Below are 15,914 nucleotides of genomic sequence, written 5' to 3'. Positions count from 1 at the left end.
AAGGCAAAAAGATGTGGTAGCAGAAAATTCGGAACAAATATATGCAACAAAGTTGCATATTGTTTCTCATGCGGTCAGTGCTTGCCAATCTTCCTCGCGCGTAACACAAACTTTTCGGGGCAAGGCCCAGGAATCCCGCTAACTTTGTTTCCCGTTATGCCAGACCGAACCCCTACCCCCACGGCTGCAACGGCCAAGTACATTTTCGTCACCGGTGGAGTGACTTCCTCGCTGGGCAAAGGCATCATCTCGGCCTCGCTGGCCAAGCTGCTGCAGGCCCGCGGCTTCCGGGTCACCATCCAGAAGTTCGACCCCTACATCAACATCGACCCCGGCACGCTCAACCCCTACGAGCACGGCGAATGTTATGTAACCGACGACGGCGCCGAAACCGACCTCGACCTGGGCCACTACGAGCGGTTCCTGAACGTGCCCACCTCGCAGGCCAACAACGTCACCACGGGCCGCATCTACGACCACGTCATCACCAAGGAGCGCGAAGGCGCCTACCTGGGCAAGACCGTGCAGGTAGTGCCCCACATCACCGACGAGATTAAGCGGCGCATGCTACTGCTAGGCCAGACCGGGCAGTTCGACGTCGTGATTACCGAAATCGGGGGCTCCATCGGCGACATTGAGAGCCTACCCTTCGTGGAATCGGTGCGGCAGCTGCGCTGGGACTTGCCCGAAAACAGCTCCCTCGTGATTCACCTCACGCTGCTGCCCTACCTGAAGGCGGCCGGCGAACTGAAAACTAAACCTACCCAGCACTCGGTGCGCGACCTGCGCAGCGCCGGCCTCCAGCCCGACATCCTGGTGTGCCGCTCCGAATACCCGATTCCGGCCGAGATGCGCCGCAAAATCGCGCTGTTCTGCAACGTCAACATCAACTCCGTTATCGAGAGCCTCGACGCCGACAGCATCTACTCGGTGCCGCTGCTCATGCTCAAGGAGCACCTCGATGAGCGGGTTATCAAGAAGCTGAAGCTGCAGGGCGGTGCGGCCCAGCCCGATCTGGACGTGTGGAAGGATTTCCTGGGCCGGCTGAAAAACCCCACCGAGGAAGTGACCATCGCGCTGGTAGGCAAGTACGTGGAGCTGCCTGACGCCTACAAATCCATCATCGAATCCTTCGTGCACGCCGGTGCCCAGAACGAGTGCAAAGTCACGGTGCGCAGCATCCAGAGTGACCACCTGAGCGCCGAGAACGTGGCCCAGCAGCTGCACGGCGTGGATGGCGTGCTGGTAGCGCCGGGCTTCGGCGAGCGGGGCTTCGAGGGCAAGATTGCGGCCGTGAAGTACGTGCGCGAAAACAACATCCCGTTCTTCGGCATCTGCCTGGGCATGCAGGTGGCCGTGGTGGAATTTGGCCGCCACGTGCTGGGCTTGGCCGAGGCGTCGTCGACGGAAATGAATCCGCAGACCCCGCACCCGGTTATTGCCATGATGGAGGAGCAGAAAACCGTAACCCTGAAAGGCGGCACCATGCGCCTGGGCGCCTATGACTGCGAATTGCGCCGGGGCTCGAAGGCGGCCAAAGCCTACGGCCGCAACCACATCAGCGAGCGGCACCGCCACCGCTACGAGTTCAACAACGAGTACCTGAAGCAGTACGAAGCCGCCGGCATGATTCCCTCGGGCCTCAACCCCGACACCGGCCTAGTGGAAGTGGTGGAGCTGGCCAACCACCCGTGGTTTGTGGCCGGGCAGTTCCATCCGGAGCTGAAAAGCACCGTCCAGAACCCGCATCCGCTGTTCGTGCGCTTCGTGCGTGCCGCTATTCAATACCGGAAAGGGTAATGAGGTGATGAAGTAATAGAACGTCATTCCGAGGGCAGCCGAGGAATCTCGCTAGGGTGGTAATTACTATTTACTACCCTAGCAAGATTCCTCGGCTGCCCTCGGAATGACGCTCTATTTAGGGCAATTTCTTCTGCCAAAAGCGCCGACCTACAATTATTAACCTGACAAACCCGACCTTTGCGGCAGCGTTGCCGGATTTTTGCGGTTGGCGCGGTTCACGCATTCCTTGTTTGCCCTCATTTTTACCTGAATGGACAGAAATTCAGCAACCGGCCTGTTTCTGATAGCAGCCTTGCTCCTCGTCTACCTGTATTTCTTCAAGCCCGAAACGCCTAAGGAAGTACCGGCCGACAAGCCCACCACGGCCGCTAGCACGGCGCCCGGCGCTACTCCCGCCCCCGCCGCTTCCTTCGACTCGACGGCTGCGGCCCGCACGCTGGGCGTGTTTGCCGGCGCCGCGCAGGGCACTGCCCAGCAGGTGCAGCTGCAGAACGACAACGTGGCTATTACTTTCTCCTCGAAAGGAGGCCGTGTGGAGGCTGTTCGTTTGAAGAACTACAAAACCTTCTTTGGCAAGCCGCTGGATCTGCTGGATGCCCAGAGCGCCCAGATTGATACCCGCTTCCGGACCATCGGGGGCCAGAACGTGCGTCTGTCGGACTTGTATTTCCAGCCTGGCGCGGTGCAGCCGTTTGCCGAGGGCGACAAGAAAGGCCAGCGCCTGAGCTTCACGGCCAGCGTGGCCGGCGGCCAGATTGAGGAAGTGTATACGCTGGCCGACGGCTCCTACGAGCTAGGCTACGACCTGCGCTTCACGGGCCTGCAGCAGGCCATGTCGCAGGAGCCGCTCACGTTTACGTTTGTGGACCGTGTGCGCCAGACTGAGCAGGACCTCAAGCAGAACCGCAACCATACCACCATCAACCACTACCTCGTGGACGATGAGCACGGTGCCCTGACCGAGGCTTCGGAAAAGCCGGAGGAGCTGGACATTGCGGAGCCGCTGAAGTGGGCCGCGCACAAGCACGACTTCTTCGTGGCCGGTATCATCGCCAACGACAAGTTCTCAAATGGCAAGTTCAACTCTACGGTTGACCTGAACGACAGCACGTTCATCAAGACGCTGAGCACCACGCTCAGCATTCCGGCCGCCGACGCCCAGCAGGGCAAAGCCAGCTTCCGCTACTATTTCGGCCCGAACTCGCTGCCTATTCTCAAGGATGTCGCGCCCGGCTTCGACCGGAACGTGTACCTGGGCTGGGGACTGTTCCGCTGGGTAAATCAGTTTGTGGTGCTGCCCGTGTTCCACACGTTGGAGCAGTTCATCAGCTCCTACGGCATCATCATTGCGCTGCTGGTGGTGCTCATCAAGCTCGTGACGTGGCCTCTGACCTATAAAACGTACGTGTCGCAGGCCAAGATGAAGGTGCTGAAGCCGGAAATTGACGCCATCAAGGAAAAGGCCGGCGACGACCAGATGAAGGTGCAGCAGGAAACCATGAAGCTGTACTCCAGCTTCGGGGTGAGTCCGCTCAGCGGCTGTGTACCGACGCTGCTCACGCTGCCCATCCTGTTTGCCATGTTCCAGTTTTTCCCCAACGCCATCGAGCTGCGGCAGGAGCACTTCCTGTGGGCCAAAGACCTGAGCACCTACGACGACCTGATTAAGCTGCCGTTTGAGGTGCCGTTCCTGGGCAACCACATCAGCCTGTTCACGGTCCTGATGACGCTTTCGACGCTGCTGATGACCTGGCAGAGCAATCAGATGAACCCCGCCGCCATGCAGGGCCCGATGAAGTTCTACTCGTATCTGATGCCGGTGGTGTTCATGTTCGTGCTGAACAGCTTCGCCGCCGGCCTGACTTGGTACTACCTCGTCTCGAACCTGGCCACGCTGGGCCAGCAGGCCCTCACGCGCCGCTTCGTGGACGACACCAAGATCCGGGCGCAGCTCGAAGCCAACAAAGTGAAGAATAAGGACAAGAAGCCTTCCGGCTTCGGTGCCCGCCTCCAGGATGCCATGCGCGCCGCCCAGGAGCGCGACGCCCAGCCACGTTCGGGTGCTGATGCTGGTACTTCAGCCTCGGTAGAGCCCAAGCCCAAGAAGCCAACTCGCCGCTCTTAGGCTGTCTGAATCATAAAAAAGCCTTCCACATGCTGTGGAAGGCTTTTTTTATTTTGAATATTCAGAAAACGTTGATTTGGTCCGCTTTTTGGAAATTGCAGCTCTATACCTCTTTTCTCTCCTTACTATGCGCCCTTTTCTACCCCTTTTTCTGTTGGCTCTGGGTGTAGGCACGCTGCCAGCCTGCACCGTCAACTACTACGTGCCAGCGGGTACTGATACTTCTGCTGCTACGCCCGCTCCCCGGCCGCCCCGCTCCCGCCCGCAACGGTATCAGCCGCAGCAAGGCACTGTGCGCTGGGAGCCGGCCCCGGTAGTCAGCACCCCTGCCGCGCCTACGCGTCCCCCTGTTTCGGCTCCTACGTCTCCTCCCGTGCGTACTGCGCCACCCATTCGCACGTCTCCCCCAGTTCGTACCTCGCCTCCGGTTACCACTGGCCCGGTGCGCCAGAACCCAACGGTGCGCCCCCCCGTGACCAGCCCTCCGGTTACAAACCCGCCGGTAGGTACCACCAAACCCACACGCCCCACTCCGGCCACTCCCGGCGCCGGGCAGCCTACCGTCGGCACACCCCTGCCCGTAACGAGCCCTCCTGTTACCACTCCTCCTGTGGCAACTACTAGCGGCAACCTGACCACGGTACTCACCGAGCAGCCCGCTGCTCCGGTGGCCGGCACCGGCAAAGTGCTGGCCAGCCAGCTGGCCGTGCAGGAAGAAGTACCGGTAGCTACCACGGGAGGAGTGAAGCCACCCAAAACGACTTCTGCCCCTACCACTGCAGGCACCATGCTGTCCGCCGATGAAGTGCCGGTAGTGGAGCCACAGAAAGAACCCAGTATTATTTTCACCAAGACCCCCTGCCTGGGCACCTGCCCGCATTACACTGCCACCATCTACCCCGATGGCCGCGTGAGCTACGAAGGGTTCCGCTACGCACCGGTAGAAGGCAAGCGGGAGTTCAGAATTTCGCCATCCGCAGTTAATACGATGCTGGCGCAGGCACGGGAAATCAACTTTGCCGACTTAAAAAGCAGCTATTCCGATGGCGCCACCGACCTGCCTTCAACCACCGCTACCATCCGGCAATCCGGTGGCCCGGCCAAGAAAGTAAGCGTGGAATCCGGAGAGCCTGCGGAGCTGAAAAGCTTCTTCCGCTACATCGAGAAGCAGATTACCGACGGCCTGGGTGTGACGGCAGACCAGTAGCGGCCTACTCATCTGGTTTTTTTCGGATCTGAATGAAGCCTTTTCCTTACTCTGGTTTATGAGTCGGCGTCTACTTCGCTCCCTTACGATTTTTGCCCTGCTGCTTCCTGCTGCGTGGTCCCAGGGCCAAAGCAGGCGCAAACCGGCCGCGCCTGTAGTCAAGCGGTTTCAACCTACCTGGCTAACTATCGGCGAGGAAGCCGGCTATGGGGCAGGCAGTGGCTTCAGCGCTAGGCTCTACCGGACCGGCCACGCGTCTTATTGCAACGGTGCCGGAGATGTATACACTTTTGTGCTGCCCGACACCACCAACCGGCGGCTCTGGCAGCGCATTGATAAGCTGTCCGACGCGCAGTTCCGCTTCTATGCCCCCGAATACCCGATAGATGCTGGCTCCTACTTCCTGCTACGCGACCAGGGCGTTAAGCGGCCCCTGCGCGCCAGTTACATTCTTGAAAGTCAGGCCCCGGCTATAGCCCCACTTTTCAAGCACCTGCAGCAACAGTTGCGGCCTCCGGCCGGCTCGTTGCGCCCGCCCCTCGTGCGCACCCCGCAGACCACCGTCCCCGAGCTGTTTCCCTGCTCATTTTAAGCATTCAGCTAAACCAGCCTTTACAGAAAGCCCTCCGGCAGCAGATTAGGAATCTACTGCCGGAGGGCTTTCTGCTTAATTCACGCTTATCGCACGGAGAGGAAGGATTAGCTGCGCTGTCCTTCGGGTGCTTCGCTCTGCTCGCAATGACGGCTACTGCTTGCGCACGCGCTCCAGCACCAGCTGGTTCATGGGGTTGGGCGTGAGGCCGCGCACGTTGTTCTGGGTGAGGCGCACCACTTCGTCGTAGTACACGGCCACCACGGGGCATTCTTCCACCACGATACGGTCCATCTGGCGGTAGAGCTCGTAGCGCTTTTCGGTGTTCTGCTCCAGCTTGGCCTGCTCGTAGAGGCGGTCGTAGACGGGGCTTTTGAAGTGAGTTTTGTTGGGGCCGGCGGGCGCGAAATTCTTGCTGTAGAACAAGGCCAGGTAGTTTTCGGCGTCGGGGTAGTCGCCGAGCCAGCTGCGGGTAAAGAAGGCGGCGCGGCCGTTGTCGATTAGCTCCCCGTGCGCCGCGCCCTGGTTCACGTCGATTTCCACCTGCACGCCCACTTCGGCCCACTTTTTCTGGTAGTACTCGCAGTATTCCTTGGTTTCGGCCACGGTGCTCAGGCGCAGTTTCAGCGGCTTGTTGGGGCCGTAGCCGGCGGCGCGCAGCAGCGCCCGCGCCTTCTCGGGCTGGTAGGTGTAGCCGGGCACCATCGTAGGGCTGAACGAGGGCAGCGAAGCCGGCACAAAGCCCGAGTTGCCGGGCTTGCCCACATTATTAAGGAAATAGGCCAGAAACTCCGGCTTGTTCAAGGCATAGTTCAGCGCCTGCCGCACGCGCTTGTCGCGCAGGGCGCGGCCGGTTTCGGCATTGTCGCCGCGCAGGTTGGCGGGGTCCTGCTGCATGCCCAGGTACTCGGTGTTCAGGTAGGGCACTTTCTGCAGCTGAAACTTGCCCCGGAAGTCTTCCCGCACGGCCCCATCCGGGTACAGAATAAGGTCGCGGGAGCCACTGCGGATACCGCTCAAGAAGTCCAGTTTGCCCTGCATAAAGGTCAGGAACTCAGTTTTGCGGTCCTGAATGAAGCTGATCTGCACCGCGTCAAGGTACGGCAGTGCCCGGCCCTGGGCGTCTTTCTTCCAGTAGTTGGGGTTGCGGTGGTAGATGATGGCGTTGCCTTCGTCCCACTGCCGGAACACAAACGGCCCCGTGCCCACCGGATGCTCCCGGAAGTCCTTGCCGTACTTCTGCACCGCCTCACGTGGCACCACATAGGCGTAGGGCATGGTCAGGATGCCCAGAAACGGAATGAACGGCTCCCGCAGATGAATGCGCAGCGTCGAGTCGTTCACGGCCACAAACGCCGTATCCGACGGCTCGCCGTCGCTGGTTTCCAGCACCTTACCCCGGAAAATCCAGCCGCCGGGGCTAGCCGTAGGGCCGTCGAGCAGCCGCTTGAAGCTGTACACGAAATCCTGGGCCGTAACGCGCCGGCCCTTGCCGCCCGCAAATACCTCGGCATCATGGAAGCGCACGTTGGGCCGCAGCCAGAACGTGTAGGTTTTGCCGTCGGGCGAAATGTTGTAGCGGCGCGCAATGCCGGGGCCGGGTTTGAGGCTATCATCAAGCTCCACGAGGCCGTTGTAGAGCTGGGTCACGGCCCAGGTATTGGCTTGGTTGCGGGCAAAGGCCGGGTCCAGCGACGTCAGGCTTTCGGGCTGGTTGTAGCGGAACACGCGGCGGGCATCGGTAGCCGGTGCAGGGCTTTGGCACCCGGCCAGCGCCGTAAGCAACAGGAAGACAGGTGCAGCAGCCAGGCGCGAAATCGGAAGCATGGGAAAGGCGGAATCACGTATATTTGTGACAAAGGTATCCGGTCTGGCCGTTGTGCCGGGTGCCGGACCACCCGCTTTCCTTTCCTTATGCACCTTACTTACTACGGACATTCCTGTTTCCTGCTCGAAACCGGCGGCAGCAGCGTCCTTTTCGACCCCTTCATCCGTCCGAACCCGTTGGCCAAAGACGTTGAAGTGGATAAAATTCCCGCTGATTTCATTCTGCTCAGCCACGGTCACGCCGACCATGTGGCCGATGCCGAGGAGATTGGCAAGCGCACCGGTGCCGACTTCGTGGGCATGGCGGAAGTAGTAGGATGGTTTGGCAGCAAAGGCCTCAAAGCCACCTACGGCATGAACCTGGGCGGTACCCTCAAGCTGCCTTTCGGAACCGTGAAGATGGTAGCCGCAGCCCACTCCAGCTCTATGCCCGATGGTTCCTACGGTGGACTTGCAGCCGGATTCGTGGTAGAGGCGGAAGGAAAGACCTTCTACTTCGCCGGCGACACGGCCCTCACCTACGACATGAAGCTGCTGGCAGAGCGGCATTCGCTCGACTTCGCCATCCTGCCCATCGGCGACCATTACACCATGGGCATCGACGATGCGCTGACGGCAGCCGACTGGACCGGGGCGCCCAAAATCATCGGGATGCACTACGACACCTTCCCGCCTATCACCATCGACCAAGCCGAGGCCCACGCCAAAGCCCGGCAGGCAGGCAAGGAGCTGGTGCTGCTGAAAATCGGCGAAACCATTACTTTGTAAGTTGTCAGGTGCCCGTTGCTGGGTGTCAGCGTGCTCTGCCGGAACACGCGCAATCAGCAGCTTATTTGCTAGCAAACAACTGACAACTACCATCTGACAACTAATTGAAATGGGAAAAATCATTGCGGTAGCCAACCAGAAAGGTGGCGTGGGCAAGACCACTTCCTCGATTAACCTCGCGGCTTCCTTGGCGGCGCTGGAATATCGGACCTTGCTGGTAGATGCCGACCCGCAGGCCAACGCCACTTCCGGCGTGGGCTTCGACCCGAAGGATATTCAGAACAGCATTTACGAGTGCATGGTGGACGGCATCAACGCCCAGGACATCATCCTCAAGACCAACATCCTGCCCCACCTCGACCTGATGCCCTCCCACATCGACCTGGTGGGCGCCGAGGTGGAGATGATTAACCTGCCCAACCGGGAGGAGAAGATGAAGGATGCGCTGCGCCCGCTGGCCGACCTCTACGACTTCATCATCATCGACTGCTCGCCTTCTCTGGGCCTGATTACGGTGAATGCCCTCACGGCCGCGCACTCCGTGATTATCCCGGTGCAGTGCGAGTATTTCGCGCTGGAGGGCCTGGGCAAGCTGCTCAACACGGTAAAAATTATCCAGAGCCGCCTCAACGAGAACCTGGAAATTGAGGGCATCCTGCTCACGATGTATGACGTGCGTTTGCGCCTCAGCAACCAGGTAGTAGAGGAAGTGAAGCTGCATTTCCAGCAGTTGGTGTTCGACACCATTATTCCGCGCAACGTGAAGCTGAGCGAGTCGCCGAGCTTCGGCATTCCGGTTATCCTGCACGATGCCGAAAGCAAAGGCTCTATCAGCTACCTGAATCTGGCCCGCGAAATTGTGGAGAAGAACGTGGAAGCGGCCGGCACGGCTGAAGCGGCCGAGGATACGGCGGCGTAGCATTTATCTTATGAGTACAAGAACAGCCCACAAGCTTTGTGGGCTGTTTTTGTTTAAAAGCCTACCGTATCTGCCATGGATTCTTATGCCGATAACGGGCTGTCCCCTGATTTCCGGGTTAGCTACAGCTTATATAGCGCCGAGGAAGGAGGCCGCAAAACGCCTGCTTATCAGCATATCCGCTGGGATTTCAGATACGACGACGAATCTATATCGACCCGCACGTTCCATATCTGGCCTGAAATACTGCACCCTGACGGAACCCTGCTGCTAAACGAGCATGTGCCTGCGCATGGACTGGCAGATATGTTCGTTGTGTTTCCTGGGTCACGCGCTTATCACCAGCAACACATCAGACTTGGCGTGCGCGGCTACTTTGTGGAAGGCGCGCGGCGGGTTGCTGTGTGTGAGGTAATTGCTGTCCTCCATTTGCACACCAACCCGCTGATATAAAACGCAGCAGCCAGAAACCCACGGGTTTTTCAGCCAACGTTCCACGCTTATTTTACTTTCGTGGAACAAAATACCCTGCCCTTCCACGGCGTTTGTGTATTTTTGAATCCCGCTTTCCGGCGCTGGTGTCGGCAGGCAGATTGCAGGTATGTCAGAGAAGCAAGAAGAGAAATCCGTTCCGGCTGCGCTTCCCGCAGCGGCAAAGCGCAAAGTCGGTGGTCTGGGCCGTGGCCTCAACGCCCTGATTGAAGGCAGCTACGAGAAGAAAGGTGACCGGCTGGGCCTGGTGCCGCACCCGGTGAACTCCGTGGGGCTGATTCCGGTCGGCAACATCGAAGCCAACCCCTACCAGCCCCGCACCCATTTCGACCAAGAAGCCCTGCGCGAGCTGGCGGAAAGCATCAAGGTGCAGGGCATTATTCAGCCCGTGACGGTGCGCCAGACCGGCACCAACGCCTACCAGCTCATTTCGGGCGAGCGGCGTCTGCAGGCTTCCAAGCTCGCCGGCCTCGATACTATTCCGGCCTATATCCGGAAAGCCGACGACCAGCAGATGCTGGAAATGGCCCTCATCGAGAACATTCAGCGCGAAAACCTCAACGCCATTGAAATTGCCCTGAGCTACCAGCGCCTCGTGAGCGAGTGCAACCTGAAGCAGGAAGAGTTGGGCGACCGGGTGGGTAAAAACCGCTCGACGGTGACCAATTACCTGCGTCTGCTGAAGCTGCCACCCGATATCCAGATTGGACTGCGCGATACGGCTATCAGCATGGGCCACGCCCGCGCCCTGATCAGCATTGAGAATGCAGAGCAGCAGCTGGCCCTGTTTCACCGCATCGTGGCCGAGGAGCTGTCGGTGCGGCGTGTGGAGCAGCTGGTACGTGCCGGCCTGAGCCCGGTAGAAAAACCCGACTCGCCGGAAGCCAAAACCGTACAGGAGAATACCGTGGCTATTCCGGTAGCAGAGCTGCGCCGCACCGAGCGCCACCTCACCGAGCGTTTCGGCAGCCGCGTGATGGTGAAACCAGGGCCGCAGGGCCGTGGCGAAATCAAAATTGCCTTCGACTCGGTGGAGGACATGCAACGCATCCTCCATATCCTGCATCCCGCGTAAAACGTCCCGATGAATCTGCGCTTCCGCCTTTCGAAACTAGCAGCGGCTACGCTATTGGCACTGCCAATGGCAGCGCAGGCCCAAACCACCGATACGGGCGTAGCGCCAGCCATTGTCACGGCCGGGCCAGATTCGGCCCGCGTGCGTACGCCCGTTGTGCCCGACTCCGTACGGCGCACGGCACGGCTATTCGGCCTGAAGATGACCAAGCCCGCGAAAGCCGGGTTGTTGGCGGCCTTGCTGCCCAGCGCAGGCCAGATCTACAACCATCGGTGGTGGAAGCTGCCGCTGGTATATGGTGCGGTGGGTGGCACGCTCTACGGCGAAATTCACTACCAGAAGCTGTACCGCGGGTTTGCGGATGCCTACAACGCCCGCACCGACGGCGACCCGACGACTTTCAACGAAGTAGAAGGTGATAATGGCACCGTGGGCCGCACGAATGATTACGTGAAGCGCGGTGTTATCGTGTACCGCCGCCAGCGCGACTCCTTTGTAGCCTGGACGGCGCTGGCCTACACCATGCAGATCCTCGATGCCGTGGTGGACGCTCATCTGCGCGACTTCGACATCAGCGACGACCTGAGCCTGCACTGGGACCCGACCCTGCTTCGCATGCCCACTGCCGCCGCTACCCCAGGCGTGGGCCTGACTCTCACTCTGAAATGAGTTGTGGGCTGTTAACTGCCGGACTACACGCTGTGTACGCCGGGCAGCCGACAGCTGACGACCCTTACTAAACAACCTAACATGAAGCTTTTGCTGATTGGATACGGCAAAATGGGCCGTGCTATTGAGGCCCGTGCCATAGCACGTGGCCACCAGATTGCCGGCATCATCGACCCTGCGCACCCCGAACTCACTATTGCGGACTTTAGCCCGACCACGGTAGACTGCGCCATCGAGTTTACACATCCTGATGCGGCTTTCGCCAACGTACAGGCCTGCCTGCGCCAGCGGCTGCCGGTGATATGTGGCTCTACGGGCTGGCTGCACCACTTCCCGGAAGCCGTGGAGCTGTGCCAGCAAACCGACGGGTCGTTGTTCTACGCCTCCAACTATAGTGTAGGCGTGAACCTGTTTTTCCACTTCAACGAGTACATAGCCGCTAAAATGCATCAGTTTGGCGGCTACGATGTGCAGGTGCGCGAAATCCACCACACCCAGAAGGTGGACCAGCCCAGCGGCACAGCCCTGACAGCGGCCGAGGCTATTCTGCGTCATTTCCCCGCCAAGACTATTTGGCGCAACGAAGCGGCCCAGCAACCCAACGAACTGGCCGTACTAAGTGAGCGAACTGGTCAGGTTATCGGCACTCATATCGTGACGTACTCCTCGGATGCCGATTCGCTGGAGCTGAAGCACGAAGCGCACACCCGCGACGGATTTGTGGACGGGGCCCTACTGGCGGCGGAGTGGCTGCCCGGCCACCAGGGTGTGTTCGGGATGAAAGACCTGCTGGGTATCTAGCGCCGGGGTTCCAGCCCTGCTTTACTCAGATTCTTCTGCTCAGGAAATACGTGCTGACTGCGCAGCAGCGTTAAGCCGCTATATTTACACTCCGGCACGAGCAGACGCTTCTGCTACATTTTTTGCCTCCATCGTTATGGCCGTACAACAGTCCTGGGAAGAACGCATGAAAGCGGCTTCCGCCTCTAATAAGCCCCTTGAAAAGAAGAAAGGCTTCTTCCGGGAGTGGGGCGATGCTATTCTGTTTGCGGTGGTAGCGGCCACGCTGATCCGCTGGGCCACTTTCGAGGCCTACACCATCCCAACGCCCAGCATGGAGGACTCCCTGCTGGTAGGCGACTATCTGTTTGTGAGCAAGCTGCACTACGGGCCGCGCACGCCCCAGACGCCGCTGCAGGTACCGCTCACGCACCAGACGATGTGGGGCACCGGCCTCAAGAGCTATTCCGACCTGATTCAGCTGCCCAGCTACCGCCTGCCGGGCTTTTCGGAAGTAAAGCGTGGCGACGTAGTGGTGTTCAATGTGCCCTTCGAGAGCCAGCACCCCGCCGACCTGCGCACCAACTACATCAAGCGGTGCGTGGCTATAGCCGGCGACGTGCTGGAAATCAAGGACACGCAGGTGTTTATCAATGGCAAGCCCATGACGAACCCGCCGCAGAGCCAGAACCGCTACTTCCTGCAGGTACCCCAGCCGAACGACGACTTGTACAAGGCTTTCCAGGAACAGCATGTCACCAACTTCAACCGGCCCGATGGCAAGCCGGAGCCGCTCTTTGGCACCCAGGAGCCTACGTTTATGATTGATGCCACGGAGGCCACCGCCGACTTCTTCCGCAAGCAGCCTTACGTGAAGGCCGTGCTGCAGGACAAGGCAGTACCCGGCCAGGCAGAGCCCGACGTTTTCCCGAACAACGCCGACTACCCGCAGAGCACCCCGGCCCCCGTCAACAACTGGAACAAGGACAACTTCGGGCCGCTGCAGCTGCCCAGGAAGGGCCAGACCGTGCAGCTTACGCCCCAGAACACGCCCATCTACCAGAAAATCATCATGCGCTACGAGCATAATGAGGGCGTAACGATGCAGAACGGCGTACTGCTGCAGAACGGCCAGCCGCTGAAGAGCTATACGTTCAAGCAGGACTACTACTTCATGATGGGCGACAACCGCCACGACTCGCTCGACTCCCGCTACTGGGGTTTTGTACCCGAAGACCACATCGTGGGCAAAGCCGTGATGATCTGGATGTCGGTGGACCCGTATGCCGATGCCTTCCACAAAATCCGCTGGAACCGCATCTTCAACACCATCGACTAGGACCACGGATTGGACGGATTCATCGGATTCTGTAGGCGATTCTGTCCAAGGGCTTTCGATTAACTCTGTAAGCAAAAAGGTCTGCTACTACAGCAGGCCTTTTTGTTTAGCAAAGGTGAAGATCAATCATCTACGGTGAACGTCAATCGTCTGCAAAATCCGATGAATCCGTCCAATCCGACAAATCCGTGGTCTACCATTGGACGGGCTGCAGCCCTTTCTGCTGAAGATATGCGTTGGTTTTGCTGAAAGGTCTGGAGCCGAAGAAGCCCCGGTCGGCGGCGTAGGGGGACGGATGGGCCGCTTTTAGAATGAGGTGCTTTTTGGCATCTATCAACTCCGACTTTTTCTGGGCATATGCTCCCCACAGGATAAAGACAACGTGGTCCTTCTCTTCCGAAATCTTCTGAATAACGGCATCCGTGAACTGCTCCCAGCCTTTTTTCTGATGGCTGGCCGGCTCAGCGGCGCGCACCGTAAGGGTAGCATTCAGCAGCAGAACGCCCTGCTGGGCCCATCGGTCGAGGTTGCCGTTGGGAGCGGGCGGCATTTCAGGAATATCGGCCTGTAGCTCCTTGAAAATATTCTGGAGCGAAGGCGGCGTACGGATACCTTCCGCTACCGAAAAGCTCAGGCCATGTGCCTGCCCCTTGCCGTGGTAGGGGTCCTGGCCCAGTATCACCACTTTTACCTGATCAAACGGGCAGGCCTCGAAAGCATGGAAGATATTCGGGCCGGGCGGATAAACGGTGGTGGTAGCGTATTCACCTTTTACAAAAGCAATAAGGTGCTGAAAGTATGATTTCTCAAATTCGGGCTGCAAAACCTTGCGCCAGCTTTCTTCTATCTTTACATTCATCCTGCGGGAAAATTATTTTGCGGATTTGGCAGGCCACAAGTGGTGCCGGCTGCGTAAATAAACCAATTTCTGCCCTCGTCTGTTAGTCCCACCCACACCGCACAGCAGCCATGAATACGACCACTACGCAGGGCGTCACCGTGAGTGTCACCACGAACTATCTGCCCGACTATTCCAGCCCCGGCCAGGAGCATTACGTTTTCGCGTACAAAATTGATATCCGCAACAACGGCGAATACACCGTGAAACTGCTGCGCCGCCACTGGTACATCTACGATGCCAACGGCGTGGTGCGCGAAGTAGAGGGCGAAGGGGTAGTAGGCCAGCAGCCCGTGCTGGAGCCCGGCGAGTCGCACCAGTACGTATCGGGCTGTAACTTGAAGTCGGGCATGGGCAAAATGCGCGGCACCTATGAGATGGAGCGTGTTGTTGATGGCACTATCTTCACGGTCGAAATTCCTGAGTTTACGCTGGTGGTTCCCTACCGCCTCAACTAGATTCCCGCCTTTCCTGTCCAGAACGTCATCCTGTGGGTCCTGCACTGCGTGTAGAATCGGCAGGATGACGTTCTTTGTGGCTACCTAATTCTGTCCCCTTGCTTTTTCAGGCTCTCAGCTACGTTCGGTTTTTGCTTCGCTCAGGAAATGCCCATGGCCTACACTCCCCGTTTGTTTTTGGGCTGTATGCGCACGTCATCAACCACGATGGCCCGTTTGCGGCCTTTACCGGCATTGAGCAGCGGCGGCGGCAACTGCAGCGCAGCACCCAAACCATTCAGGTGCGCGACTTTGGGGCCGGCTCCCACACCGGCGCAGGCCGGCAGCGCCGCATCCAGGATATAGCCCGCACGGCGGCCAAGCCGCCAAAGCTGGCGCAGCTGCTGTTCCGGCTTGTCAATCATTTCCGCCCGCGCACCATACTGGAGCTGGGCACCTCGCTGGGCCTTACCACCTCCTATCTGGCCGCCGCCGACTCACGCACCCGCGTGCTCACCTTTGAGGGCTGCCCGGCCACGGCGGCCGTAGCCCGCGAAACGTTTGCGCAGCTGGATCTGCACAATGTGGAGCTGGTTGAGGGCAACCTCGATACTACCCTCGCCCCTACCCTGGCTGCTCTCAGCGCGCCACTCGACTTTGCCTTCTTCGACGGCAACCACCGCTATGAGCCCACGCTGCGCTATTTCGAGCTCTGCCTCGCCCACCGCACCGAACGCAGCGTGTTTGTGCTCGACGACATTCACTGGTCGCAGGATATGGAGCGCGCCTGGAACGTTATCCGGCAGCACCCGGAAGTGCGCCTGACGGTGGACTTGTTTTTTGTGGGCCTCGTCTTTTTCCGCCGCAACCAGCCGAAGCAGCACTTCCGCCTGCGTTTCAACAACGTCGTTGACAGGATGCTGGAGCGCACCCGCCGCTTATCGGCGTAGTGCCGCCGGTAGTAGTAGGTAGGGAAGCCCGTT

15 protein-coding genes are annotated in these 15,914 nt (G+C 59.3%); 13 read left to right on the top strand and 2 right to left on the bottom strand.

The window, feature by feature from the left end:
• Positions 1-156: 156 nt before the first annotated feature.
• The 4 genes from IC231_RS07535 (at position 157) to IC231_RS07520 (ending at position 5,727) form a co-directional block, all read left to right on the top strand.
• Positions 157-1,800, top strand: coding sequence for a CTP synthase (locus IC231_RS07535; protein WP_190783867.1), 1,644 nt, complete (start codon positions 157-159; stop codon positions 1,798-1,800).
• A 253-nt stretch (positions 1,801-2,053) separates the two neighbouring features.
• Positions 2,054-3,928, top strand: a complete 1,875-nt coding sequence (gene yidC / locus IC231_RS07530; RefSeq protein ID WP_190783866.1) for a membrane protein insertase YidC — start codon at positions 2,054-2,056, stop codon at positions 3,926-3,928.
• 127 nt (positions 3,929-4,055) lie between these two features.
• Positions 4,056-5,135 (top strand): DUF6438 domain-containing protein, encoded by a 1,080-nt coding sequence (locus IC231_RS07525; protein ID WP_190783865.1) that lies wholly within the window; start codon positions 4,056-4,058, stop codon positions 5,133-5,135.
• Positions 5,136-5,193: 58 nt separating this feature from the next.
• Positions 5,194-5,727, top strand: coding sequence for a hypothetical protein (locus IC231_RS07520; RefSeq protein ID WP_190783864.1), 534 nt, complete (start codon positions 5,194-5,196; stop codon positions 5,725-5,727).
• Positions 5,728-5,880: 153 nt separating this feature from the next.
• On the opposite strand, the gene IC231_RS07515 is transcribed toward IC231_RS07520, so the two are convergent.
• Positions 5,881-7,554 carry an ABC transporter substrate-binding protein gene (locus IC231_RS07515; RefSeq protein ID WP_190783863.1) on the bottom strand — a complete coding sequence of 558 codons (1,674 nt, stop codon included), beginning with the start codon at positions 7,552-7,554 and terminating at the stop codon, positions 5,881-5,883.
• An 87-nt stretch (positions 7,555-7,641) separates the two neighbouring features.
• Between IC231_RS07515 and IC231_RS07510 the strand changes: the two genes are divergently transcribed.
• The 7 genes from IC231_RS07510 (at position 7,642) to lepB (ending at position 13,596) form a co-directional block, all read left to right on the top strand.
• Positions 7,642-8,322 (top strand): metal-dependent hydrolase, encoded by a 681-nt coding sequence (locus IC231_RS07510; protein ID WP_190783862.1) that lies wholly within the window; start codon positions 7,642-7,644, stop codon positions 8,320-8,322.
• A gap of 109 nt (positions 8,323-8,431) precedes the next feature.
• On the top strand, positions 8,432-9,241 hold the full coding sequence (locus IC231_RS07505; RefSeq protein WP_190783861.1) for a ParA family protein: 810 nt from the start codon (positions 8,432-8,434) through the stop codon (positions 9,239-9,241).
• 75 nt (positions 9,242-9,316) lie between these two features.
• A complete protein-coding gene (locus tag IC231_RS07500; protein ID WP_190783860.1) occupies positions 9,317-9,694 on the top strand; it encodes a hypothetical protein in 378 nt (125 codons plus the stop codon).
• 148 nt (positions 9,695-9,842) lie between these two features.
• Positions 9,843-10,808 carry a ParB/RepB/Spo0J family partition protein gene (locus IC231_RS07495; protein WP_190783859.1) on the top strand — a complete coding sequence of 322 codons (966 nt, stop codon included), beginning with the start codon at positions 9,843-9,845 and terminating at the stop codon, positions 10,806-10,808.
• 9 nt (positions 10,809-10,817) lie between these two features.
• Positions 10,818-11,477, top strand: a complete 660-nt coding sequence (locus tag IC231_RS07490; protein ID WP_190783858.1) for a DUF5683 domain-containing protein — start codon at positions 10,818-10,820, stop codon at positions 11,475-11,477.
• An 81-nt stretch (positions 11,478-11,558) separates the two neighbouring features.
• Positions 11,559-12,278 (top strand): 4-hydroxy-tetrahydrodipicolinate reductase, encoded by a 720-nt coding sequence (dapB, locus tag IC231_RS07485; RefSeq protein WP_190783857.1) that lies wholly within the window; start codon positions 11,559-11,561, stop codon positions 12,276-12,278.
• A gap of 136 nt (positions 12,279-12,414) precedes the next feature.
• Positions 12,415-13,596, top strand: coding sequence for a signal peptidase I (lepB, locus tag IC231_RS07480; protein ID WP_190783856.1), 1,182 nt, complete (start codon positions 12,415-12,417; stop codon positions 13,594-13,596).
• Positions 13,597-13,789: 193 nt separating this feature from the next.
• On the opposite strand, the gene IC231_RS07475 is transcribed toward lepB, so the two are convergent.
• Positions 13,790-14,455 carry a uracil-DNA glycosylase gene (locus IC231_RS07475; RefSeq protein WP_190783855.1) on the bottom strand — a complete coding sequence of 222 codons (666 nt, stop codon included), beginning with the start codon at positions 14,453-14,455 and terminating at the stop codon, positions 13,790-13,792.
• 110 nt (positions 14,456-14,565) lie between these two features.
• On the opposite strand from IC231_RS07475, the gene apaG reads away from it, so the two are divergent.
• Complete coding sequence (apaG, locus tag IC231_RS07470; RefSeq protein WP_190783854.1) at positions 14,566-14,952, top strand: Co2+/Mg2+ efflux protein ApaG; 387 nt, start codon at positions 14,566-14,568, stop codon at positions 14,950-14,952.
• Between the two features lie 131 nt (positions 14,953-15,083).
• Complete coding sequence (locus tag IC231_RS07465) at positions 15,084-15,881, top strand: O-methyltransferase (protein WP_211538929.1); 798 nt, start codon at positions 15,084-15,086, stop codon at positions 15,879-15,881.
• Positions 15,882-15,914: the final 33 nt, after the last annotated feature.

Origin of the sequence: Hymenobacter duratus, assembly GCF_014698995.1 — a bacterium.
Lineage (GTDB): Bacteria > Bacteroidota > Bacteroidia > Cytophagales > Hymenobacteraceae > Hymenobacter > Hymenobacter duratus.
The sequence above is the reverse complement of the archived record's forward strand: the minus strand, read 5'-3'. Positions and strand labels throughout refer to the sequence as shown.

Bases quoted from the DNA above. Each gene is read 5' to 3' on its own strand.
- IC231_RS07535 (WP_190783867.1), top strand. From the start codon at position 157: ATGCCAGACCGAACCCCTACCCCCACGGCTGCAACGGCCAAGTACATT.
- yidC (WP_190783866.1), top strand. From the start codon at position 2,054: ATGGACAGAAATTCAGCAACCGGCCTGTTTCTGATAGCAGCCTTGCTC.
- IC231_RS07525 (WP_190783865.1), top strand. From the start codon at position 4,056: ATGCGCCCTTTTCTACCCCTTTTTCTGTTGGCTCTGGGTGTAGGCACG.
- IC231_RS07520 (WP_190783864.1), top strand. From the start codon at position 5,194: ATGAGTCGGCGTCTACTTCGCTCCCTTACGATTTTTGCCCTGCTGCTT.
- IC231_RS07515 (WP_190783863.1), bottom strand. From the start codon at position 7,554: ATGCTTCCGATTTCGCGCCTGGCTGCTGCACCTGTCTTCCTGTTGCTT.
- IC231_RS07510 (WP_190783862.1), top strand. From the start codon at position 7,642: ATGCACCTTACTTACTACGGACATTCCTGTTTCCTGCTCGAAACCGGC.
- IC231_RS07505 (WP_190783861.1), top strand. From the start codon at position 8,432: ATGGGAAAAATCATTGCGGTAGCCAACCAGAAAGGTGGCGTGGGCAAG.
- IC231_RS07500 (WP_190783860.1), top strand. From the start codon at position 9,317: ATGGATTCTTATGCCGATAACGGGCTGTCCCCTGATTTCCGGGTTAGC.
- IC231_RS07495 (WP_190783859.1), top strand. From the start codon at position 9,843: ATGTCAGAGAAGCAAGAAGAGAAATCCGTTCCGGCTGCGCTTCCCGCA.
- IC231_RS07490 (WP_190783858.1), top strand. From the start codon at position 10,818: ATGAATCTGCGCTTCCGCCTTTCGAAACTAGCAGCGGCTACGCTATTG.
- dapB (WP_190783857.1), top strand. From the start codon at position 11,559: ATGAAGCTTTTGCTGATTGGATACGGCAAAATGGGCCGTGCTATTGAG.
- lepB (WP_190783856.1), top strand. From the start codon at position 12,415: ATGGCCGTACAACAGTCCTGGGAAGAACGCATGAAAGCGGCTTCCGCC.
- IC231_RS07475 (WP_190783855.1), bottom strand. From the start codon at position 14,455: ATGAATGTAAAGATAGAAGAAAGCTGGCGCAAGGTTTTGCAGCCCGAA.
- apaG (WP_190783854.1), top strand. From the start codon at position 14,566: ATGAATACGACCACTACGCAGGGCGTCACCGTGAGTGTCACCACGAAC.